Source organism: Streptomyces sp. NBC_00250, from assembly GCF_036192275.1.
Taxonomy (GTDB): domain Bacteria; phylum Actinomycetota; class Actinomycetes; order Streptomycetales; family Streptomycetaceae; genus Streptomyces.
Genome location: NZ_CP108088.1, coordinates 8,032,773 through 8,055,922 on the forward strand (window position 1 = coordinate 8,032,773; position 23,150 = coordinate 8,055,922).

12 protein-coding genes are annotated in these 23,150 nt (G+C 72.2%); 1 reads left to right on the forward strand and 11 read right to left on the reverse strand.

Features of this window, described 5'->3' with window-relative positions:
* Positions 1-113: 113 nt before the first annotated feature.
* The 10 genes from OG259_RS36390 to OG259_RS36435 form a co-directional block, all read right to left on the reverse strand.
* Positions 114-2,153: a bifunctional aldolase/short-chain dehydrogenase gene (locus OG259_RS36390; protein ID WP_328946121.1), complete on the reverse strand. Its 2,040-nt coding sequence runs from the start codon at positions 2,151-2,153 to the stop codon at positions 114-116.
* A gap of 86 nt (positions 2,154-2,239) precedes the next feature.
* The gene (gene rhaI / locus OG259_RS36395; protein WP_328946122.1) at positions 2,240-3,406 is read right to left on the reverse strand and encodes an L-rhamnose isomerase; all 1,167 of its coding nucleotides are present in this window, start codon (positions 3,404-3,406) and stop codon (positions 2,240-2,242) included.
* A 283-nt stretch (positions 3,407-3,689) separates the two neighbouring features.
* A complete protein-coding gene (locus OG259_RS36400) occupies positions 3,690-5,096 on the reverse strand; it encodes a M1 family metallopeptidase (protein ID WP_328946123.1) in 1,407 nt (468 codons plus the stop codon).
* 44 nt (positions 5,097-5,140) lie between these two features.
* Positions 5,141-9,058, reverse strand: coding sequence for a Pls/PosA family non-ribosomal peptide synthetase (locus tag OG259_RS36405; protein ID WP_328946124.1), 3,918 nt, complete (start codon positions 9,056-9,058; stop codon positions 5,141-5,143).
* A 199-nt stretch (positions 9,059-9,257) separates the two neighbouring features.
* Complete coding sequence (locus OG259_RS36410) at positions 9,258-9,863, reverse strand: maleylpyruvate isomerase family mycothiol-dependent enzyme (protein ID WP_328947283.1); 606 nt, start codon at positions 9,861-9,863, stop codon at positions 9,258-9,260.
* Positions 9,864-9,880: 17 nt separating this feature from the next.
* Positions 9,881-12,190: an alpha-N-acetylglucosaminidase gene (locus tag OG259_RS36415; RefSeq protein ID WP_328946125.1), complete on the reverse strand. Its 2,310-nt coding sequence runs from the start codon at positions 12,188-12,190 to the stop codon at positions 9,881-9,883.
* A gap of 48 nt (positions 12,191-12,238) precedes the next feature.
* The gene (locus OG259_RS36420) at positions 12,239-13,825 is read right to left on the reverse strand and encodes an MFS transporter (protein ID WP_328946126.1); all 1,587 of its coding nucleotides are present in this window, start codon (positions 13,823-13,825) and stop codon (positions 12,239-12,241) included.
* A gap of 148 nt (positions 13,826-13,973) precedes the next feature.
* Complete coding sequence (locus OG259_RS36425; protein WP_328946127.1) at positions 13,974-15,242, reverse strand: ThuA domain-containing protein; 1,269 nt, start codon at positions 15,240-15,242, stop codon at positions 13,974-13,976.
* Positions 15,239-17,509, reverse strand: coding sequence for an RICIN domain-containing protein (locus OG259_RS36430; protein ID WP_328946128.1), 2,271 nt, complete (start codon positions 17,507-17,509; stop codon positions 15,239-15,241). Before OG259_RS36430 ends, OG259_RS36425 begins: the two co-directional genes overlap by 4 nt.
* An 89-nt stretch (positions 17,510-17,598) precedes the next feature.
* Entirely contained in the window at positions 17,599-18,966 is a 1,368-nt protein-coding gene (locus OG259_RS36435; RefSeq protein ID WP_328946129.1) for a ricin-type beta-trefoil lectin domain protein, read from the reverse strand.
* A gap of 292 nt (positions 18,967-19,258) precedes the next feature.
* Between OG259_RS36435 and OG259_RS36440 the strand changes: the two genes are divergently transcribed.
* Positions 19,259-21,406 (forward strand): hypothetical protein, encoded by a 2,148-nt coding sequence (locus tag OG259_RS36440; protein ID WP_328946130.1) that lies wholly within the window; start codon positions 19,259-19,261, stop codon positions 21,404-21,406.
* Positions 21,407-21,445: 39 nt separating this feature from the next.
* Here the strand turns inward: OG259_RS36440 and OG259_RS36445 are convergent, their stop codons facing one another.
* Positions 21,446-23,071 carry an ADP-ribosyltransferase domain-containing protein gene (locus OG259_RS36445; RefSeq protein ID WP_328946131.1) on the reverse strand — a complete coding sequence of 542 codons (1,626 nt, stop codon included), beginning with the start codon at positions 23,069-23,071 and terminating at the stop codon, positions 21,446-21,448.
* Positions 23,072-23,150 lie beyond the last annotated feature (79 nt).

Sequence of the window (23,150 nt, forward strand, 5' to 3'; positions counted from 1 at the left end):
GAGGAAGCGCGGAAGTGGGGGGAGCGGGAAACGGGAGCGGGAACGGCGGCACCGGCGGGCGCACCTGGAGCCGGCCTCGGTTCACCGGCCCCAGGGCGATCGAGTTCCGCCCGTCAGCGCAGGAACGCCGCCGCGACCCCCGCGTCGACGGGGACGTGCACACCGGTGGTGTGGCTGAGGTCGCCGCCGGTGAGGGCGAAGACCGCGTTCGCGACGTGCTCGGGGAGCACCTCGCGCTTGAGCAGCGTCCGCTGGGCGTAGAACTCGCCGAGCTTCTCCTCCTCGATCCCGTACGTGGCGGCCCGCTGGGCGCCCCAGCCGCCGGCGAAGATGCCGGAGCCGCGCACGACACCGTCCGGATTGACGCCGTTGACGCGGATGCCGTGCTCTCCGAGCTCGGCGGCGAGGAGCCGGACCTGGTGGGCCTGGTCGGCCTTGGTGGCGGAGTACGCGATGTTGTTCGGGCCGGCGAAGACGGAGTTCTTCGAGGCGATGTAGACGATGTCGCCGCCGAGCCCCTGCTCGATCATGACGCGGGCGGCCTCGCGGGAGACGAGGAAGGACCCCCGGGCCATGACGGCGTGCTGCAGGTCCCAGTCCCCGGCCGTCGTGTCGAGCAGCGGCTTGGAGAGGGAGATGCCCGCGTTGTTGACGACCAGGTCGACGCCTCCGAAGGCGAGGGCGGCGGCCTTGAACGCCTCCGTGATCTGTGCCTCGGAGGTGACGTCGACGGTGACCGCCACCGCCTTGTCCGGACCGCCCAGCTCCTCGGCGACGGCCGCCGCGTTCTTCCCGTTCAGATCGGCGACCACCACGCAAGCGCCCTCGGCGACCAGCCGCTGCGCGATGGCCCGGCCGATGCCGGAGCCGGCGCCCGTCACCAGGGCGACCCGGGTGGCCAGCGGCTTCGGCTTCGGCATGCGCCGCAGCTTGGCCTCCTCCAGGTCCCAGTACTCGATCCGGAACTTCTCCGATTCCTCGATCGGCGCGTACGAGGAGACCGCCTCCGCGCCCCGCATCACGTTGATCGCGTTCACGTAGAACTCGCCGGCCACCCGGGCGGTCTGCTTGTCCTTGCCGAAGGAGAACATGCCGACGCCGGGGACCAGGACGATCGCCGGGTCCGCGCCGCGCATCGCGGGGGAGCCGGTGGTGGCGTGGCGCGCGTAGTAGGCGGCGTACTCCTCGCGGTACGCGGTGTGCAGCTCCTTCAGCCGGGCGACGGCCTCGCCGAGTTCGGCCGTGGCGGGCAGGTCGAGGACGAGCGGCCTGACCTTGGTCCGCAGGAAGTGGTCCGGGCAGGAGGTGCCCAGGGCGGCGAGGCGCGGGTGCCCGTCGTGGGAGAGGAAGTCGAGGACCGCTTCGGAGTCGGTGAAGTGCCCGACCTGCGGCCGGTCCTGGGAAGCGAGCGACCGGACGACGGGCGCGAGGGCGGCGGCCCGTTCCCTGCGCGGTTCCTCGTCCAGCGCGCCGTAGCCCTCCGACGGCGCGCCGAAGGGCTGCTCCTTGCCCCGGTCGGCGAGGAACGTCTCCGCCGTACGGATCATCCACAGGGCGTTGTCCTCGCACTCGTCGGCGCTCGCGCCCCAGGCCGTGATGCCGTGCCCGCCCAGGACCACACCGACGGCCCGGGGGTTGGCCTCCTTGATCGCGGCGATGTCGAGGCCGAGCTGGAACCCCGGACGCCGCCACGGCACCCACGCCACCTTCTCCCCGAAACACTCCTCGGTCAGCGCCTCACCGTCCGCCGCGCAGGCCAGGGCGATGCCGGAGTCAGGGTGGAGGTGGTCGACGTGAGCGGCCTCCACGAGACCGTGCATGGCCGTGTCGATGGACGGGGCGGCGCCGCCCTTGCCGTGGAGGCAGTAGTCGAACGCGGCGACCATCTCGTCCTCGCGTTCCACCCCCGGATACACCTCCTTGAGCCCCCGCAGCCGGTCGAGCCGCAGCACGGCGAGGCCGTCCTCGGTGAGCGTGCCGAGGTCGCCGCCCGAGCCCTTCACCCACATCAGCTCGATGTCGTGGCCGGTCACCGGGTCGGTGACGGCGCCCTTCGCGGACGCGTTGCCGCCCGCGTAGTTGGTGTTGCGCGGGTCGGAGCCCAGCCGGTGCGCGCGGTCGAGGAGCGCGGCGACTTCGGGGTGGGTAGCCATGCGGGATCAGCCCTTCGGAAGAGAACGTGCGGTGAGTGAAGGCGGGGGAGTGGAAGCCCCGTGCTCGGCGGGGGGAAACGCGTCGGTCAGGCCCCCCACCCCGCCTGCTCCCCGCCGACCCGCTCGGCCGCGATCCGCTCCTGCCGACCGGAGGCGGCGTAGGCCGCGACGGGGTCGGGGGCGAGGCCTCGCTCCTCCCGCAGTTCGCGCAGCAGCGGCCGTACGTCGGTGTTGTACGCGTCCATCAGGACCGCGTTGGCTCCCAGCACGTCACCGGCCCGCTGTGCGGCGGCGAGGGCGTCGGTATCGACGAGGAGTGCCTTGGCGGTGGCCTCCTGCACGTTCGTCACGGAGCGGATGACGGCCGGGACCTTCGCCTCGATGTTGTGGCACTGGTCGAGCATGAACGCCACGTTCGTGGCGGGATCGAGGCCGCCGTTCCGGGCGACCTCGTGCATGATCCGGAAGAGCTGGAACGGGTCGGCGGAGCCGACCATCAGGTCGTCGTCCGCGTAGAAGCGCGAGTTGAAGTCGAAGCCGCCGAGCCTTCCCTCCCGCAGGAGGAAGGCCACGATGAACTCGATGTTGGTTCCCGGGGCGTGGTGCCCGGTGTCCACGACGACCTGCGCCTTCGGGCCCAACTTCAGGCAGTGGGCGTACGAGGTGCCCCAGTCGGGCACGTCCGTCGTGTAGAAGGCGGGCTCGAAGAACTTGTACTCCAGCAGCATCCGCTGGTCGTCGCCGAGCCGCCCGTACACCTCGGCCAAGGCCTCCGCCAGCCGGTCCTGGCGGGCGACGATGTCGTCCTGGCCGGGGTAGTTCGTGCCGTCGGCGAACCACAGCTTCAGATCGTTCGAACCGGTGGCGTCCATGATGTCGACGCACTCCAGCAGGTGGTCGACGGCCTTGCGGCGGACCTTGGCGTCCGGGTGGCAGACGCTGCCCAGCCGGTAGGCGTCGTCCTGGAAGGTGTTGGAGTTGATCGCGCCGAGTTCGAGGCCGCGCTCCTTCGCGTACGCGCCGAGAGCCGCGTAGTCGTCGACCTCGTCCCACGGGATGTGCAGGGACACCTTGGGGGCGACGCCGGTGAACGCGTGGACCTGCGCCGCGTCGTCGAGCTTCTCCTGCGGGGTGCGCGGTACGCCCGGCTGCGCGAACACCTTGAACCGGGTGCCGGAGTTTCCGTAGCCCCAGGAGGGTGTCTCGATCCGCTGGCGGGCGAGTGCGGCCTTCACGGCGGCTATGTCAGGCATGGTCACCTCGGACTAGTGAATCGATTCATTACGTGAGGGGAAGCTAGCTCCGGAGGTGAGGGTCGTCAAGGTTCTTGACCGGTCGGCAGACGTGGGCTCTTGACCGGCCGGGCGGATGGTTCCGGCATCCGGGCAGCGCGAATGAAACATTTCACGCCGAGGCGAGGGCGGAGGGTGGCAGGGGACGGGTCGCCGAAGGCGTCAGATCAGAACGGAGACCCGACCCCGCGCGGTCCCACCCGTCCCGCTGTCGAGGCCCCCGAAGGCCGCGAAGGCCGCGTCGCTACGCGGAGGCCCTGCCCCGGCCCGTGGATCCGCCGTTCGTGGGCGGGTACGCGGGGCGTTCCGGTATCGACGCGGAGCCGTGGGGGGAAGGCAGGGGCGGGAGGGCCGGCTGGTAGAGCCAGGCGGTGAGCAGCTGGTCCACCGGCTCGGTCGCGTAGCGGGCCACGTGGGCCGTGAAGGCCGCGGTGGTCACCACGCCGTGGCGGTGCACGGTGGCCCAGTCCCGCAGCATGCGGAAGAAGGCGCCGTCACCCAGGGCGCAGCGGACCGCGTGCACGGTGAGACCCCCGCGCTCGTACAGTCGGTCGTCGAACATCTGCTTGCGGCCGGGGTCGGCGAGCTTCATGTCCTGCGGGTGCCGGGCCAGCATCCGGTGTGCGGCGGCCGCGAGCTCGTGCGTCGTACGGCCGCCGGAGCGCTCCGACCAGAGCCACTCGGCGTACTTGGCCAGACCCTCGTTCAGCCAGATGTGCCGCCAGTCGGCGATGGTCACGCTGTTGCCGAACCACTGGTGCGCCAGCTCGTGGGCGACGAGGCGTTCGGAACCGCGCGCGCCGTCGACATGGTTGGTGCCGAAGAGGGAGAGGCCCTGGGCCTCCACCGGGACGTCGAGCTCCTCGTCGGCGACGACGACCACGTACTCGCCGAACGGGTAGGGACCGAAGAGTTCCTCGAACAGCTGCATCATGGCGGGCTGCCGGGCGAAGTCACGGGAGAAGCGGGGCAGGAGGTGCGCCGGCACATGGGCGCTCTGCGGCACCCCGCCGAGCCCGGGATCCCCGAGCAGCACCGTCTGGTGCATGCCGATGGAGAGACCGACCAGATAGCTGGAGGTGGGCGCGGACTGCTCGTACACCCAGGTGGTCGTGCTGGCCTTGGTCGTACGGGTGAGCAGCCGGCCGCCCGCCACCACGGTGTACGCGGAGGGCGTGTTGACCGAGATCTGGTACGAGGCCTTGTCGGCCGGCCGGTCGTTGCAGGGGTACCAGGAGGGCGCGCCGACGGGCTGGCTCGCCACCAGCGCGCCGTCGGTCAGCTCCTCCCAGCCGAGGCCGCCCCAGGGGCTGCGCACCGGCTTGGGGTTGCCCGCGTAGTGCACCTCGACGGTGAAGGCGGCACCCGCGGGCAGCGGCTTCGCCGGCCGGACGCGCAGCTTGCCGCCGCGGTGGGCGTAGTGCGGCGCCCGGCCGTCCACCAGGATCCGGCCCACCTTGAACTCGGAGAGATTGAGGTGGAACTCGGTGAGCGGCGCCCGTCCGGCGATGGCGCTGAGCCGGGCCGTGCCTGCCAGCCGGTTCGGGCCGGGACGGTACTCCAGAGCGAGTTCGTACCGGTGCACGCGGTACCGGGAGTCGCCGTGGTCCGGAAAGTACGGGTCCGATGCCGTTGTCCGCTGGCCGCTCACTGCCGCTTCCGCTCCCTGCCCTGTGCTGTGCTCGTGCTGCCCGTTCAGGCCCGCCACGCCTCGATCGGATTGCCCAGCCAGCGGGTGTCGGCGGGGACGGATTCCCCGGCCATCACGAGAGAGGCGGGACCCAGCGTGCTGCGGGCCCCGACCGTACTGCCGGGCAGGACGATTCCGCCCGGGCCCAGGGTGGCGCCCTCGCGGAGGACCACAGTATCCGTCCTCAAGATCCGGTCGTGGAAGAGGTGAGTCTGCAACACACAGCCGCGGTTCACGCTGACCGCGTCGCCCAGCACGACCAGGTCGGTCTCGGGCAGCCAGTAGCTCTCGCACCACACGCCCCGGCCGATCCGTGCCCCGAGCCCGCGCAGCCACAGGGCGAGCACCGGTGTTCCCGGCACCGCTCCGATCAGCCACGGCACGGCGAGCACCTCGACGAACGTGTCGGCCAGTTCGTTGCGCCACACGAACCCGCACCAGAGCGGGTGCTCACCCGTCCGGTGCCGGCCCACGAGCAGCCACTTGGCGGCCACGGCGACCAGGCACGCCGCCGCACCGGCGGCGAGGAGGACCGCCCCCGACAGCAGCGCGGTGCCCCAGATCCCCAGACCGGTCGTCGTGGCCAGGGCGCAGAGCGCCGCCACGGTCAGGACCGCCAGGGCGGCCGAGCAGAACACCGGAACCAGCCGGCACAGCTCCACCAGGCCGCGCGCCCACAGCAGGCGCGCGGGCGGCTCGTACGTCCTGCTCTGGTCCGAGTCCGCCGCCGACCGCGGCAGCTTCACCGGCGGCAGCCCCAGGTACGAACTGCCCTTCTTGGCCTTCTTCGGCGTCGCCGACAACACCCCGACCAGACCGTCGTCCGGGACCGTGCGGCCCGGCGCGGTCATGCCCGAGTTGCCGAGGAACGCCCGGCGGCCGATCTCCGAGTGCCCGATCCGCACCCATCCGCCGCCCAGCTCGTACGGGGCGGTCAGGGTGTCGTCGGCGAGGAACGCGCCCTCGCCGACGGTGGTGAGGCTCGGCAGTGCGAGCACCGTGGACACCTCGGCGCCCCGGCCGATCTTCATCCCGAGCAGCCGCAGCCAGACGGGAGTGACGAGCCCGGCGTAGAGGGGGAAGAGCGTCTCCCGCGCCAGGTCCATCAGCTGCGTGACCGTCCACGCCTGCCACGCGACCCGGCTGTGCGTCGGATGGCTTCCGGTGCGCAGCCCGAGGCTCAGCAGCCGTACCGAGACCAGCACGAGCGACGCGTACGCGAACCCGTAGGCGAGCGCCCCGGGCACCACGGCGAGCAGCGCGCCCGGCAGCGCCTCGGCGAGCCCGGCGTCGGCGGGCACGAAGCGGCTCACGACCAGCAGAGCGGGAAGAGCGGCGAGCACGGGCAGAGCCGTGAGGAGGAAGCCGGTCGCTCCGTACACCGCGCGCCAGCGCACCGCACGCGCCGGCCGCTCCTTGGGCCAGTTCCGCTTGGCCTTGCCGAGCTTGCCCGCAGGGGCTCCGGCCCAGCGCTGCCCGGTCGGGATCTGCCCGGCCACGGCCGAACCCGGGGCCACCTCGGCCCGCTTGCCGACCCGCGCCCCGGGGAACAGCAGGCTGCGGGTACCGACCACGGCACCCGCGCCGACCTTCACCGGGCCGATCTCCAGCCGGTCGCCGTCCAGCCAGTACCCGGAGAGGTCCACCTCGGACTCCACGGCGCAGCCGCGCCCGAGCTTGAGCATGCCCGTGACGGGCGGCAGCGAGTGGAGGTCCACCTCGGGGCCGACCTTGGCGCCGAGGGCCCGCGCGTAGCGCTCCAGCCAGGAGCCGGTGAGGGAGGTCGCGCCGACGCACTCGGCCAGCCGCTCCGCCGTCCACAGCCGCAGATGGACGCTTCCGCCGCGCGGGTGGCGTCCCGCCTTCACCCCGCGCAGCAGCAGGCGCGCGCCACCCGCGGCGATCACGAGCCGGCCGGGCGGGCTGAAGAGCAGCGCCGCACCGGCCGCGACCAGCCACCACGAGGCGGTCGGCGCCCACGGGTAGGGCCCGAACCGGTGCAGGACGTTCCCCAGGGCCAGGAGCGCGACGGTCCAGCGGAGCCCGACCACGGTGAACAGCGGGAGCAGCAGGACGGTCTGGAGGAGCCCGGCCCGGAGCGGGACCGGTTCGACGGTCCGTACGGCTCCGTCGTCCTGGACGGACCTCTCCAGGCGCCGGGCCAGCTTGCGCAGGGTGGGCTGCTGGTAGATGTCGACGACGGCCGCGCTCGGATAGCGGGTGCGCAGCCGGGTGGTGAGCTGGGCGGCGGCGAGGCTGTTGCCGCCGATCGCGAAGAAGTCGTCGGCGGCGCCGGTGACGGCCACGCCGAGGGTCTCGGTCCACTGCTCGGCGAGCCAGGCCTCGGTGCCGTACAACTGCTCGGTGGGACCGGTGGTCTCCAGGTCGGGGAGAGGCCAGGGCAGCGCGTCCCGGTCGACCTTGCCCGACGTACGGGTGGGCAGCTCGGCGACGGGTGCGAGGAGCGGCACGAGGGCCGCGGGGAGTTCGGCGCGCAGCCGCTCGACCGCCGCCGCGTGGTCCCAACCCTCTTGGGTGACGAGATAGCCGACCAGCAACTGGTTGCCGCTGCGCGCCGTACGGACGGCGGCGGCCGCGCCCGCGACACCGGGCAGGCCCTGGAGGGCGGCGTCCACCTCACCCAGCTCGATGCGGCGGCCGCCGAGCTTGATCTGCTCGTCGCCGCGGCCGAGGAAGACGAGGCCCTCCGGCTCGGCGCGGACGAGGTCACCGCTGCGGTACGCCCGTTCCCAGCCGAGGGATTCCAGCGGGGCGTACTTCTCGGCGTCCTTCTCGGGGTCGAGGTAGCGGGCGAGCCCGACGCCGCCGATCACCAGCTGGCCGCTGCCGCCCATCGGCACCGGCTCGCCGGACTCGTCGACCACGGCCAGCTCCCAGCCGTTCAGCGGGAGACCGATCCGGATGGGCTCCTCGCCCGTCAGGAGGGAGGCGCAGGCGACGACGGTGGCCTCGGTGGGGCCGTACGTGTTCCACACCTCGCGGCCCTCGGTGACCAGACGCTGGGTCAGCTCGGGCGGGCAGGCCTCGCCGCCGAAGATCAGCAGCCGGACCTCGTCGAGGGTCTCCGGATCCCAGAGAGCGGCGAGCGTCGGAACGGTGGAGACCACGGTGATCTCCTGCTCCACCAGCCAGGGCCCGAGGTCGGCGCCGCTGCGCACCCGGGACCGGGGGACGGGCACGAGGCAGGCGCCGTAGCGCCAGGCCAGCCACATCTCCTCGCAGGAGGCGTCGAAGGCGACGGAGAGTCCCGCCATGACCCGGTCGCCCGGTCCGATCGGCTCCTCGACGAGGAACAGCGCGGCCTCGGCGTCCACGAACGCGGCGGCGCTGCGGTGACCGACGGCGACACCCTTCGGCGTGCCCGTGGAGCCGGAGGTGAAGATGATCCACGCGTCGTGTTCGGGGCCGGGACGTGCGGCGGGGGCGGGGTCCCCCAAGTACCCCGAGTGCCCTGCGGTGTCGATCCGCCGATCCGCACCGAGGACGGCGCGAACGCCCGCTTCGCCGAAGACCAGCTCGGCCCGCTCGTCCGGGTCCTCGGCATCGACCGGCACATAGGCGGCGCCCGCGGCGAGCACGGCGAGGATGGCCACGTACAGCTCGTTCGTCCCGGAGGGCACCCGGACGCCGACCCGGTCGCCGAGCCCCACTCCGGCGGCCGCCAGGGCGCGCCGCCGGCGTTCGACCTCCACGGCCAGCGCCCGGTAGGTCAGCCGGGTGGTGCCGTCGTCCAGGGCGAGCTCGTCGGGGTGGGCCAGGACGGATGCCTCGAAGATGTCGACGAGGGTGCGCACCGGGGCCGCGGGGCCGGCGGAGAACCGGGCGGACTTTCCGGACTCCTCCTCCCACGCGTCCCCGTCGTGGAGCAGAGTGGTGTCACCGTGCTCGGATGTGGCTGCCATCGGACCTCGCGTCTCGTTCCCGGCAACGTCCGGGTCGTCGGCGGAGCCCGGGTCTGCCCAGGTTGTTCCGGTCCGACGCCAAACAGCCCGCCAGTCTAGTGCGCCGGCGAGGATTCTCCGGCCGACGTCTTGCGCGTGGCCGGTTCGGGACGGTAATGGGGACGGCGGTACGGGGTCACCCCCACCGCCGTCCGGCAGCTCAGGCGCCGGCCGACAGCGTGGCGACGCCCGGGCCGTGGAGGTCGTCCAGTACCGCCCGACGCCCCGTCACCGCCAGCAGGAGGGACAGGGCGGGGCCGTTCACCTCCGGCCCGGTTCCCAGTGTCAGGTCGGCGTCCGTCGCCGTGAGCCGGACCCGGGTCAGCAGCTCCTTCGCACCGCCGAAGGACACCGGCGTACGCGCTTGGAGACGCAGGGATCTGACGACGGCGTCGGGCGGGTAGGCGCGGGAGAGACCCAGTGGCCGACGGATGTCCTCGCCGTGCACGATCTCCTCGACGAGCCGGCTGTCCAGGGCCCCCGGCGGGGCCGACCTCCTCGACGACACCCGACGGAACCGCTCCAGGGTCTCCCGCGGTGTGGTCCCGCGCTCGCGCTCCACACCGCGCCTGTTCTGGCGGTCGAAGTCGAACCGCGCGAGGACCATGCCCTTCACGAAACCGAGGCGCGTCGTGCGGGCGTTGTCGACCAGATGGGCGAGCACGTCGTGCACCGTCCATCCGTCACAGAGCGACGGCTCCAGCCACCGCTCGTCCTCGACGCGGGCCAGGTCGTCGATCAGCGCCGCACGCTCGGCGTGCACCATCGGCCAGACTTCCTCGGTCACGCCTTCTCCCTCGTGGCCGCCAGGGCCGCCTGCACCTCGCCGGCCAGGGCGACGGGATCACCCGTCGGTGTCGTCGGGTAGGGCTGGTGGCCCTGTGCCCACGCGTGGTCCCTGGCGAACCAGTCGACGGCGACCGGCGCCGTGCCGTTCACCAGCGCGCTGTCCAGACTCGCGAAATAGGCGGCCCAGCGGGGCGCGTAGACGTCCTGGACGAGGCCGGACCACTCACGGTTGGCGTAGTCGCGCAGACCGCCCGTCTCGCTCGGTCCCCGGTCGGCCCAGGTGGTGAGGATCGAGCGGGCGTCGTACTCCAGTCGGTCCCGCTCGGCCGGGTCGGCGCCCCAGGAACGCGCGTCGGCGAGCCAGGGACCGACCAGGAACCGCCGGTCGGAGCCGACGAGCCGTCCGAGCAGCTCCTCGTGCGCCTGCCACTCCCGTACCAGCGCCCGGAAGGCCGCGAGTTCACCGGCCTCGTACTCGGCCTTGATACGGGGCAGCAGGACCCGGCTGCGGTTCGACAGCGCCTGCCGTGCCACGTCCACGAGATCGGAACGGTACGCGTCCGTGGCCCGCAGCCGGGGAGCCACCTTCAGCAGCTCCGCGAGCGCCCGCTCCACCGTGGCCGCGTCGTACCGCATGGTCTTCGGGCTCCATTTCGCGGCGGTGGCCGCCGTCAGACTCGGCCGCGCCGCGAAGAGGCCGTCCTGCGGCTCGCTCCAGGTGCCGGTCTGCATGCTGTACGGGCCGCGGCGCAGCTCCTCCCACGCGGCGGCGGCATGCGGATCCGCACCGCCGTAGCGCCGGGCGGCGTACGCGGCGAACCAGCTCTTCTGGTCGATCGGGTCCGGCTGCCAGGCGAGTTCGGTGAAGAGGTCGAACGCGGCGGGGTCCCCGCCGGTGCCCTCGGGGAGGTACGCGATGCCGCGCAGCGCGCTGTCCGGCTTGGCGAGCCAGGTGTGGAAGCGCTCCACCCACGCGCCGGTGTTCGCGCCGATGCTGGTGTGGCCGCCGAAATTGGGGATCGTGCCGAAGGCGTACGGCGTGCCGTCCCACTGGGTCTCGCGGTCGAGGCCGTCGTAGCGGTCCGAGAGGCCGTCGACGATCAGCACCCGGCGGCGGTCGACCCCGCTGAGGAGGGCGGGCGTCGGGTTGTGCTGCCAGCCGAGCATGACCCAGGTGGCGCCGGGATGCGAGGCGTCCAGGGCCTGCTGGACGGCCCCGGCGGCAGCCGCGACGTCGACTGTGCCGGGAATCCCGCCCTCGTGCAGCAGGTCCATCTTGAACATGTCGCCGGCACCGAACCGCTCCTGCTGGAACCGGTAGTAGGCGGCGGCCAGACGGGGGAAGACCGGGCCGGTCGGATCCAGCCAGTCGGGTCGGTCGAAACCCACCCACCTGCCCTGCGGGACGGTGACCGCGCCGTCGTTCCGCGCGGCGAAGTCCGGGGGCACCGTGCCGAAGAATCCCGGCAGCACGGGCGCCATCCCCAGGGAGCGTAGGTGGCCCGAGATCCGGCTCCCGAGGGTCGCGCGGGCCTCGATCAGCTGTTCCGAGACCGGCCCGGCGAAGTGCGACAGGTTCTGCAGCAGCCACCAGCCCTGATGGGCCGGGGCGGGGATCCAGTCGCGCAACTCCGCCGCGTCGTAGCCGAACTCCTGGAGTGCCCGGTAGTACGGGTACTCGGCTCCTGTCGGGACGAAGACCTCGTTGACGCCGTGCAGCGCCATCAGGTCGATGTCGTGCTGGTAGGAGGCGAAGTCGCGGTAGGCGCCGGAGTACCCCTCGTCGGTGTCGTTGAGGGCGTAGCGGTGGGGTACGGCCGCCGACCGGGTGATGGTCCCGGTGACGGCCGGGAGCGTGCCGGGCAGCCGACCGACGCTGGACCCGGGCCATCCGATGTCGACGCCCGCGACCCGTTCCAGGTACCAGCCGACTCCGGTGAGGAGGGTGGCCGGGGAGGTGCCCCGTACGAGGATCGCCCCGGCCTCGCCCGAGACCGAGAAGTAGTCGCCCGAGGCGGGTTCCTCGACCGGGACCAGGGTGAACTGCTCAGCCCGGGAGGGCAGCAGGCGCTCCAGGCTGTCCCGCGCGGGCGCGGGGTCGAACGCGGCTGACGAGGCGGCGTCCGGCGACTCGGGGGACGCGGCCGACGGCATGGAGCCCCCCGACGGGGAGAAGGTGCGAGTGGCCGCGGCGGCGGTGGTGCCGGGCAGCGGCGGCAGGCCGGGCGCGGCCGCCGTCGTGACGGCGGCGAGCGCAGTGGCGGCGAGGACGGTACGGCATCGGAGGATCAGGCGGAGGCCCATCTGGCTCCCTGGTGGTGGGGGAAGAGGTCGGCGACGGGGAGAGGGAGGTCAGTACTCCGGGGTGCGCTCGGTGACCCGCGTCCCAGGATGGGCGAGCGCGCACAGGAACGCCACGGCCAGGGCGATCGCCATGCCGTAGAACACCCACTGGTTGGCCTCGGCGAAGTCCATCCGGATCGCGTCCCCGGCCCCTTGCAGGGCCTTCGCCACCGGCCCGTCACCGGTCGGCCCCTGGCCGTCCGGGTGACCGGTGACCGCCTCGGCGACCTTCTCCGCCGTGGCCGAGGCCTCGGCCACCGGCAGGCCGCGGTCCTGGAGCGTGGTGGTGATGCGGTCCGTGGAGACATGGGCCAGCAGGGTACTGAAGACGGCCATGCCGATGGCGGCCGAGTAGTTGCGGATCGTCTGGGTGATCCCCGTGACCTCGCCGTACGAGGCGCCGATGGCCCGGTTGACGGCGTCGGTGGACGCCGGCGCGAGCAGGAAGCCGATACCGGCGCCCGCCATGGCCGCGTACGGCCACTGGTCGTGCATCGACAGGTCGGTCATCTTCTGGGCCCAGAGGTAGAAGCCGACCGCGCCGAGCGCGCAGCCGAGCTTCATGGCCGGCCGGGCACCGCGCTTGTCGAGGATCCTGCCGCCCCACTGTGAGGCGATGGCGAAGCCGATGAAGAAGTACAGCAGGAACAGCGCGGCCTGGTTCGGGGAGGCGCTCAGCGACACCTGGGCGTACACGGACGAGAAGAAGAAGACCGGCACGAAGGCGAGCATCGCGAAGAACAGCACGAGACTGTCGACCGTGAAGGCCCGGTCCCGGAAGACGTCGAAGTCGATCAGCGGGTGGGTGGTGCGCCGCTCGTAACCGAAGAAGAGCACCAGTACGAGCAGGCCGCCGATGACACAGGCCCAGGTCGCGAGGGAGCCCCAGCCCCAGGACGAGGCCTGCTGGAAGCCCAGCACGCTCAGACCCATCCCGACGGCGACGAGCGCGGCGCCGACGACGTCAAGCCGCTCGGAGCGACGGCTCTCGGGGATCCGGGCGAGCAGGGCGAGCACGATGGCGACGACGGCCACCGGCACGTTGACCCAGAAGATCGCCCGCCAGGTCCAGGAGGTCAGCCAGCCGCCGAGCAGGGGCCCGACGGCGGTGAGGGCTCCGGAGAGCCCGAAGAAGAGCGCGAGGGCCCGGCCGCGCCGCTCGACGGGGAAGACGGCGATGACGACGGCCAGCGCCGCCGGGAACATCAGGGCGGCGCCGAGACCCTGGGTGGCGCGGAAGACGATCAGCCAGGTCTGTGCGAGGTCGCCGGACGGCACACATCCGCACAGCACCGACGAGAGGACGAAGACCAGGGTGCCGATCAGCATGACGAGGCGGTGTCCGAAGAGGTCGGAGAGCCGGCCGCCGAGCGCGAAGAACGCGGCGAGGGAGAGCAGGTAGGCGTTGACGACCCACTGCATGCCGGAGGCGGAGAGGCCCAGCTCGTCGGTGATGCTCGGGGCGGCGATCGACACGATGGTCTGGTCGATGAAGGTCATCGACACCGCGAAGAGCATGGCCGCGAGCGCCAGCCCCTGGCGGGGTGCCTCGACGGTGGTGTCGGTCGGCACGGGGGGTGAGGGAGTACCTGCCATGTACGGATGATCGTCCCGGGTCACCGGGCGTGCATGCCGAGGCCGCCGCCCGGGGGGCGGCGGCGCCGGAAGGGTGAACCGTGTGGGTGTGATGCCTCCGTGCGGGTGATGCCTCCGTGTGGGGGTGGTGCCTCTGTTCGTGTGATGCCTAGGGCACCGCGGTGGGGCGGAAGCTCTGCGACTGGGAGCCGTCGCAGGGGCGTTGGACGAGGGGGACGCCGACCGTGCCGGTGCCGGTGGTGGCCAGGCACTTGCCGCTGTGGCGGGCGACGAAGTGGTACCGGCCGGAGGCTTCGGCCACCGGCAGCCACTGCTGGTTGGTGCCGCCGGACGAGGACCACAATTGCAGGGGCGCGCCGTCGGCGGTCGACCGGTCGGTGACGTCGAGAACCTGCTGGGGAGCGGGGCGGACGCCGATGCGGCTGTAGCCGTCGGTCGTGGGGGTGAAGCGGAACTGCTGGGCCTGGGTCCCGTTGCAGGTGTACTGCTGGACGGGCGTGCCGTCGGCCGTGCCCGCCGCCCGGACGTCGACGCACAGACCGTTGGCCTCGGCGGCCAGCGCGTACCAGGAGTCCCCCGGGAAGGGGCCCGGCGGTGGGGTGGTGCCGGTGCCCGCCAGCCACTTCAGGCCGTCGGTCAGGAGACGGTTCTGGGTGGGGCTGGCGAAGGTGGAGGAGAGCCGGGTGCCGGTGTCGTAGTTCATGGCGTTGTGGCCGAAGTTGGCGTACAGCATGCGGTACTGCGTATTGGTCCACACGAGGGGGTAGTCGCCGCTGTACCAGGTCTGGTTCGGGTCGGTGCCCAGCGGGAAGCCGGCCGGGTCGACCGAGGCGAGCACCTTGATGGACGGGTTTGCGCGCAGGTTGTTCGACCAGCTGTACCACTCGCTGACGGCCGAGGTCCAGGTCGCGGGCAGCCCGGCCGCCGCGGGGTGGGTCGCGTTCTCGGTGCGCACGAGGGCCGTGGTCGGGCCCCAGGTGTTGGAGCGGAAGTTCCCGCTTCCCAGGAACTGGTTGTAGTACCAGTTCCAGCCGGAGGCGTTCGTCGTGAACGCCGAGACGTGGAAGCCGAGCCAGCCGCCGCCGTTGCGCATGTACCGCTCGAATCCCGCGCGTTGGGCGGCGCTCTGCGGGGCGTCGTCGAGGAAGACGACGACGTCGTACGCGTCCACACCGCCGTTGGCGAGCAGGTTCCAGTCGGTGGTCGCCGTGTAGCTGAAGTTGTTGGCGGCCGCGGTGCGCGGGAACCAGTCGTTGGCTTCCTTCACGAAGTCGATGTGGGCCGCGTCCCAGGTGCCGTTGTAGAACGCGAGCACCTTGAACTCCGGTGCGGCCGGGGCCGCCTGGGCGGGTGCGACGGCGCCGAGGCCGAGGACGAGGGCCATCAGGCCGAGGAGCCGTATCAGGTGTCGTCTCATGGGTGGCTCACCAGGTTCGCGACGTTGGTCGAGGAGTTGGACGGGCCGCCGCGGTCGTTGACGACGTGCCGGATCGTGCCGGTCCCCCCGAGGGAGACGGTGACCATGCTCCGGAAACGGACGTCGGGACGGTTGGGGGCCTCGATGGCGTGCTCGGCGGTGACGCCGGGATTCACGTTGAAGTAGCAGTAGCTGCCCAGTCCGTAGGCCTGGTGGCTGGTGACGGAGTCGGCGACCTTGTAGGCGGCGTAGCCCTGGGTCGAACCGTTCATCCAGGCGGCCTGGTTGGGCGGGTCGTACGGCATCTCGTTCTGGTAGAAGTACGTCCGGCCGCGGTTGCCGTTCCAGACGGTCTGGTGCTTCTGGTAGTGCTCGACGAACAGGCCGTACATGGTGACGTCGTCGCCGTTCACGACGAGGCCGGTGTCGGCGGTGTTGGTGTTCCAGCCGACGCCGGTGCCGTGGTCCGCGCGCCAGACCCACAGGTGGTCGCCGATGACATGGTCGCTGTTGACGACCAGGCTGGTGGTGGCCTTGCCGACGGCCGCGCCGCCGACGCGGAAGTACACGTCGTGGAGCGAGGTCGGGTCGGCGGCGTGGGAGGCGGACGATCCGGCGGGGCCCAGCTCCAGGAGGGTCGGCGAGTTGACCGTACCGGCGTCGAAGAGGACGCCCGCGATCTTCACCCCGTCGACGTCGGCGACGGTCATCGCGGTGATGCCGTTGTCGGGGACGAAGGTGGCGAGGCCGAGCCCGAGGACCACGGTGTCGGGGCGGGTGACCCGGAGGGTCTCGGCGAGGTGGTACACGCCGGGGGTGACCAGGAGGTCCTTGCCCGCGGCGAGGGCGGCGTTGATCTGGGCCGCGGTCGCGCCCGGCTTCACGATGTGGAAGCGGTCGATGGGCAGCTGGGTCCCGGCGGGGGTGCCGCCGGCCGCCCATGTGGTGCCCGTGGAGTCGGTGCGCGGGGCGGGCACGACGACCTTGTAGGCACCGGCGGAATCCACGGTGAGGAAAGGCTTCTCGCGGACCACGGGGGAGCGGTCCACGGTCGTGTGCGGCGGATTGGGGAAGCTCGTGCCGGGGACGCCCTGGCTGCCGACGAAGACCATGTTCCAGTTCGACCCCGTCCAGGAGCCGAGCTGGGAGTTGCGGGTCAGCCACTGCTGCTGGGTGCCGGAGCGCACCTGGCCGTCGATCTTGGTGTCGGCCATGAATCCGCCGCTGGACCAACCGCCGTCGCTCAGTTCGAGGTTGCCGCGCACATGCATCCGGCGGTACGCCGAGGCCTGGGACACGGCCCAGCGGTCGGTGCCGCCGGTGGGGTTGACGGAGAGGTTCTCGGCCCCGCGCCAGAAGTTCTGGGTCGCGTTCTGCGGCGGGAACCAGTCGGCCTCCACATGCACGGCGCCGTTGATCGTCACGGCGTCGGGGGACTGGCCGAGGCCGAGGACCTGGGTGTAGAAGCCGACGTTGACATCGTTGTTGTACGTGCCCGGCTTGAACAGGACGGCGTAGCGCTCCGGTCCGAACTGGTTGGTCTCCTGGCGCTGGAAGATCGTGTTCAGGCGGCCCTGGACGGTCGCGGAGGGCATCGAGGGGTCGAGGACGACGACGTTCGGCCCGAGGTCGACGTCCCCGGGCGCGGTGCTGACGGGCGTGACCTGGAAGCGCTGGGCGGCCGTGCCGTTGCAGGTGTACTGGACGAGCTGCACGCTGTCGGCCGTGGACGCGGCGGGGACGTCGAGGCACTTCCCGCTGTTGCGGTTGACGAGGTGGAAGGCGCCGGCTCCCTCGTCGACGGCCCGCCACTGCTGGTTGAGGCCGCCGCCGTAGGTCCACAGGTGGACGGCGGCGTTGTCGGCGGTGGAGACGTCGCTCACATCGACGACCTGGGCGGAGTCGGTGCGGCTGCCGATCCGGACGTGGCCGTCGGAGGTGGGTGCGATGCTCCATTGCTGGGCGGTGGTGCCGTTGCAGGCGTACTGCTGGACGGCGGTTCCGTTGGCGGTCGAGGCGGCGCGGGCGTCGAGGCACTTGCCGCTGCCGGAGTTGACGACGGTGACCAGGCCGGTGGGGACTTCGGCAGCCGCCGTGACCCCGGACTCGGCGGCGGGTGCGGCAGCGGCGGGGGAGAGCGCGACGAGGGCCGAGCAGAGCACTGTGCCGGTGGCCAGGACCGCGGCGAGGCGGTGGGGACGCGGGCGGGCGCGGGCGGGGCGCCGGGGCGCGGTGTTCCACGGAGGAAGCGGGGCGGGGGCGGGCATGGGGCTCCTTGGACGGTGGGGCAAGGGGGGAGACACGGAGCTGCGGAGGCGCTTGGGAGGGGTACCGGGGCCGTGGTCGCGGCCGTGGATCAGCCGTTGTAGGCGGCCAGGATCCGGGTGAACTCCCAAGCCTGCTGCCCGATGCCGGAGCAGGTGTCGGCGCCGCCGCCGGTGCAGGGCCGGTCGCGGTTGACGGACCAGAAGGTCAGCCGGGCCAGGTGCCGCTGCTGCGCGTAGCCGAGGATGGTGCGGAAGTCGGCCTGGGTGATGGTCTCGCCCACGTCGGTGACGCCGTTCATCGAGGAGATGCCGGTGTGGCGGTAGGCCTGGTCGTCGCCGTAGCCGTACGCGTTCTTCACCACGGTCTTGAGTCCCTCGGCCGCGCGGACGGTCAGGGTGCCCATGTTCTGTCCGTTGCCGCCGAAGTTGAACGGCATGATGGTCCAGCTGTCGACCGTGAGGCCCGCCGCGGCGGCGCGGTTGATGAGGCTGGTGTCGGGGCCGTTCTGGCCGGTGCCGAAGGTGACGTACACCTTCAGGCCGGGGTTGGCGGCCTTGACCGTCTTGAGGGCGTCGACCGTGCGCTGCTGGACGGTGGGGCTGTCGTAGGCGGCGGCCTCGATGTCGATGTCGATGGCCTTCAGGCCGTACGCGTCGATGACCTTCTGGTACGCGGCGGCGAGTTCGCCCGCGCTGGAGCAGGAGCTCTCCAGCTTGTTGCCGCTCCACCCGCCGAAGGAGGGGATGACGTCGCCGCCGGCCGCCCGGACCGTGTTGACCGTCTGCTGGTCGACGCCGCCGACGAGGGGGCGGCCGCCGTCCCACTGCGGGTTGCAGTAGCCGTTGCTGAGGACGAAGGCGAGCGTGAACCACTTGACGCCGGTGGCGTTCATGACGGTCGTCGGGCTCGGCGGGCTGCCCCAGCCGTTGTAGAGGTACGGGGCGACGGCCATGGTCCCGCCGGGGGCCGGGCCGGTGCCGCCGGCCGGGGGAGCCGTCCACTTCTGGTTGGCCGCACCGGTACACGTCCATATCTGCAGCCGGGTGCCGTTGGCCGAGCTGTTGCCCGTGGCGTCGAGACACTTGTCGGCCTGCGGGTTGACGAGGTCGCGGGCGGCGGTCACCGTCCAGCGCTGGGCGGCGGAGCCGTTGCAGTCCCAGAGCTGGACCGTCGATCCGTTCGCCGTGCCGCCCGAGGTCACGTCGAGGCACTTGCCGAGGGCCTTGACGGTGCCGTCGGCGCCCACGTCCCAGGTCTGGGCGGCCGTGTCGTTGCAGTCGTAGAGCTGGACGGGCGTGCCGTTCGCGGTGTTGGCCCCCGCGACGTCGACGCACTTGCCGCCGATTCCGGTGATCCGGCCGGCGGCGGCTTCCGCGGGGGTGTCGGTGGCGGCGGTGAGACCGCCGGCGGCGAGGGCGAGCGCGGCCACGGTGAGTGGCAGACGGGTCCGGTGCATGTGGGGGTCCTCTCGGGTGGGGGAGGGTTCGTCGGTGGAGGCGGCCGGGCGCCGAAGCCCACCGCGGATCTACCGGGTCGACCAGGCAGTTCAAGGACATGAACGCCATTCCACTTTCTGATCGGCAAAAGTAAAGGTCTGAACCAGACACGTCAAGAGTTCGCGCATTCAGGGCTTGAACGCACAACGCCCTTGGCAGTGCTGCAAGTTGGGTTTTGTCGGGAGCTGGCGTGAAGTGTTGACGGCAGGAGCGGTAGCGCCGGCCGCCGGGTGCGGCTGGCACGATGTCTGCATGGATCTCGTACATCCCCTCGACGGCTTGGACGCCCACCCCTGGCGCTCCTTCACCCACGCGTACGGCAGCGCGGAGGACGTTCCCGATCTGCTGAGGGCGCTGACCGGCACCGACACGGATGCGGCGGACGAGGCGCTGTCGGAGTTGTACGGGTGCGTGCTGCACCAGGGGACGGTCTACGCCGCCAGCGCGGAAGCGGTCCCGTTCCTCGCCAGGATCGCGGCGGCCGGGCACCGCTCGGCGGACGTCCTCGTGCTGCTCGGCGGCATGGCCGAGAGCGAGGACGAGCACGGCGTGACACCGGGCGCCTTACGGGCGTCGGTGGCCCGACAGCTGCCCCTGCTCCTCCCGTTGCTGGCCGCGGCCGAGCCGGACATCCGCCGGACCGCCGCCTGGGCGATATCCCACACCCGCGTGACCGGGATCGGGCTGTCCCCGCTGCGCGCGCGTTGGGAGGCGGAAGACGAACCCACCGCTCGCGCGGCGGTCCTGGGCGGGATCGCCCGGCTCGACCCACGGGCAGGAGTGGCGGCGGCCGCCACCGCACTGGACCCGTCCCAGGCCGACGAGGTGCGCATGGCCGCCGTGTTCGCCCACCTCGACGCGGACGCCCCGTGGACCGAGGCCTTGCACACGACGATGCTGTCCCTGCTGCCCGCCGAACTGCTGTACTCCGACCTCGACCCGGAGCGCGCCGAACCGCTGGCCGCCGTCGTCGAGGCACTCCTGGAAAGGGGCCGCGAGCCGGAGCGCGAGGCCGCCTTCGCCCTGGTCGACGCGGCCCTGCGCGACGGCCGGGCCGAAGTGCGGGCCGAAGGCCTCTGGGCGGCCGACCGCGCCTGCATGCTCTCCCGCAGTGCTCCGTCGCGGCTGGTGCCGAGCCTGCGCGCGGCGGCCGTCGACGAGAAGTCGGTGGTCGACATCGCCTCCCTCCTCGGCCGGCTGGGCAGCGTCGCCGCACCGGCCGCGGACGTCCTCGCCCCGCTCGCCGGACGAAACCCGCGCGAGAACGACGACCACGCGGACCGGGCCCTGGCGGCGCTCGTGCTCGTCGCACCCGCCCAGGCGCTTCCCCTGCTGGCCGCGGGCCTCGGGCACCGCCCACGGGCCCTCGGTGCGATCACCGGGCTCCGGAAGCCGGCCGGTCCCGCCCTCCCCTTCGACAAGGGTCTCCTCGACGCGGTCCGCGACCTCCTCTCCCGGCCCGAGTCCCTGACCGGCAACGAACCGTGGCAGCTGACCGACCTGCTGGCCGGGTGGGGGGCCGACGCCGCGCCGGCGTTGCCCGAGCTGTGCGCGGCGCTCCCGCACCATCCGAGCCAGGCGGCCCTGGCCATCGCGTCCGTCGCCGAAGCCTGCGCTCCGCCGGACCGTACCCGTGCCGTCACGTGCTTGAGGGCGGCGTCCGAACAGGGAGTGCTCCACGCGGCGAAAGCCCTGTACACGCTCGTCGGCGAGCCCGCGCCACTGCTGAGCTGTCTCGACCGCGCACTTGGGTCCGGCGGCCGCGATGTGGACTGGGAGGCCGGGATCCTCGGCGCGCTCGGTCCCCTGGGAGCGGCGCTGGCCCCCGTCCTGCGTGAGGCGCTCAGCGACTCCGACAGCACCACCACGCCCGCCCTGGACACGGACACCGCCCTCGCCGAGGCACTCTGGCGCATCACCGGAGACGCGGACGAGGCCGTTGCCGTTCTGGACTCGGTCCTCGCCCGCGCCGAACACGGCTCCTGGTCCCGGTGGTCGGTGGTACGCGCCGCCCGCGCGGCGGCGCTCCTCGGCCCGGCGGGGCGGCCGCTCGCCGCCCGGTTGGAAGCCGTCCTCGACGATCCGGTGCAGGCCCCGGCAGCGGTGGTGGCGCTCACGGCCGTGGCCGACCCCGCCTCGCTGGACCGCACCGCGCTCGCCGAGGCGGCCCTGCGCTCCGCCGAACAGGACGCCGATCCGACAGGGGCGTGTGACGCCCTGGAAGCCCTCGGTTCCACCGCGTTGACCACGGACCACCTGCGCCGACTCGCCGAGCTGGCCGACGGTGACGCCCGGGTCGTCCGCTCTGGAGTCGAAGACCGCATCATCCACGAGGACGAAGCCCTCCGAACCCGCGCCCGGGCACTGATGACCACGTTCACAGCCGCTGAAGCGCCCTGACCGACGAGGGCCCGCCCGGCCCTACCCTCCGGACACGGCCTAGGACACCAGCCCCTGGCCCTCCAGCTCCGTCAGCCGCACGGTGCACAGCCCCCCACGCTCGGCCTTCACCTCCGTCACCTTCAACCGGGTGCCCGGCGCGAGGATGAACTCCTCCTCTCCGGTGAAGGCGGAGAAGCGCCGGATCGCCACCGCCCGCGCCGGTGTGACCTCGAACAAGGTCCGCCTGCCACGGCTTCCGAGGAACGCCCGGGCCACCCCCAGCTCGGACGTGCACGACGACACGCCCCACCAGGTCACCGTCTGCCCCACCGGGTACTGGGACCGCAGATCCAGCGCCACGCCACGCCACAACGGCCGCGTCTGCGCCGGCAGCGCCTCCATCGCGGAGAACAGCAGCCGCAGGTACGGCAGGTACGGCACCAGCCGCTCCCGGTCCGGGGAGCGCAGCACCGCGTTGATCTCGCGGTAGAACGCCGACTCACACGTGTACAGGTGCAGCGCCGAGATCGCGTCGGCGGACAGCCCGTCCCCGGACGCCTCCTCCCCGAACCGGCTCGACCGCTCGATGTGCCGGTCCAGCCGGGCGAGGACCTGCGACACCGGCTCGACGGCCTTGCGGAAGTCCATCAGCGGTGTGTCGAACACCCCGGTGACGGCCGGCAGGACGAGTCCCTCGTCCTTGACGCTCGTGAGGCGCTCCAGATACAGCTGGTGCAGCTCCATCGTCGAAGCGATGAACGCCCCCATCCGCTCCGCGACTCCGTCGCCCTCCGAACCGCCGGTCGCCCCCGCCGCCTTCCGGTCCCAGCCCTTCCGCGGCAGCCAGTCGATCGGCTCGGCCCCCACCGCCGCCAGGGCGTCGTTCACTTGGGCGAAGTGCTCTCCCTCGCAGAAGATGTCCCCCTGGGCCGCCGGATTCGCATGGTCGAGGTGCCGGACCTCGACCCCCGGGTACTTCTTCTCCAGCCGCTGGACGACCCTCTTCAGGCTCCGGGCGTGCGCGCCCCACCAGGCGAACACCACGCCCCGGTCCTCCTCGTCGGCGTCCTGCTTCGCCCGGAGGATCTCCTCGACGATCTGCTCGGCCACGGGCCGCCAGAAGGAGGTGTGTCGATCGGTCGGCAGCGCCCCGTCCGCACTGGCCGTCAGGGACGCGTTCAGCAGCAGCACGCCCTGGGTGAGCATCGCCTGGAACCATTCAGGCGGCGCGACCGTGTCCTCCTTCTTCAGCAAGGCGCGGACGTCGGCGATCGGCGTCTTCTTCACGATGCCGTACTTCCACATCGCCGCCGCCTTGATGATGCAGCGAATGCTGACCACCCGGCCGAACTGGCTGTCCTTCCAGTCGCTGAAGGTGTTGTCGAACATCGCGATGCCGGTCGCGCTCTCCGGCCGGGGGTACGGGTTCTGTCCGAACGCGACCACCTTCCACTTCTGCGGCGGATGCGGCTTCAACGCCTGGAACGTCAACTCGCGCACCGGGACGACCTCCGGGCTGCGCTGGGGACCGATGAAGTCGGCGGCCCCCGGCTGTGCCTCGATCACCGGTGCCAGCAGCGGAAGCCACGGCTCACCGCCACCGGTGAACAGGTCGGCAAGGCCCAGCGGGTCCCCGGCGGAGGAACCCGCACCGCCGGTGGCCGTCACGTCGACATCATTCACGAGGACAGAACTCCCAGAACTCGAACCGGCCGCCCCCTCGGGCCCACCGGCATGTTGTACGGCTTCGGTGAGGTCGTCG

What these genes read in the sequence shown, in the direction of transcription:
- OG259_RS36390 (WP_328946121.1), bottom strand. Translation starts at nt 2,153, where the DNA reads ATGGCTACCCACCCCGAAGTCGCCGCGCTCCTCGACCGCGCGCACCGG.
- rhaI (WP_328946122.1), bottom strand. Translation starts at nt 3,406, where the DNA reads ATGCCTGACATAGCCGCCGTGAAGGCCGCACTCGCCCGCCAGCGGATC.
- OG259_RS36405 (WP_328946124.1), bottom strand. Translation starts at nt 9,058, where the DNA reads ATGGCAGCCACATCCGAGCACGGTGACACCACTCTGCTCCACGACGGG.
- OG259_RS36410 (WP_328947283.1), bottom strand. Translation starts at nt 9,863, where the DNA reads ATGGTGCACGCCGAGCGTGCGGCGCTGATCGACGACCTGGCCCGCGTC.
- OG259_RS36415 (WP_328946125.1), bottom strand. Translation starts at nt 12,190, where the DNA reads ATGGGCCTCCGCCTGATCCTCCGATGCCGTACCGTCCTCGCCGCCACT.
- OG259_RS36420 (WP_328946126.1), bottom strand. Translation starts at nt 13,825, where the DNA reads ATGGCAGGTACTCCCTCACCCCCCGTGCCGACCGACACCACCGTCGAG.
- OG259_RS36425 (WP_328946127.1), bottom strand. Translation starts at nt 15,242, where the DNA reads ATGAGACGACACCTGATACGGCTCCTCGGCCTGATGGCCCTCGTCCTC.
- OG259_RS36430 (WP_328946128.1), bottom strand. Translation starts at nt 17,509, where the DNA reads ATGCCCGCCCCCGCCCCGCTTCCTCCGTGGAACACCGCGCCCCGGCGC.
- OG259_RS36435 (WP_328946129.1), bottom strand. Translation starts at nt 18,966, where the DNA reads ATGCACCGGACCCGTCTGCCACTCACCGTGGCCGCGCTCGCCCTCGCC.
- OG259_RS36440 (WP_328946130.1), top strand. Translation starts at nt 19,259, where the DNA reads ATGGATCTCGTACATCCCCTCGACGGCTTGGACGCCCACCCCTGGCGC.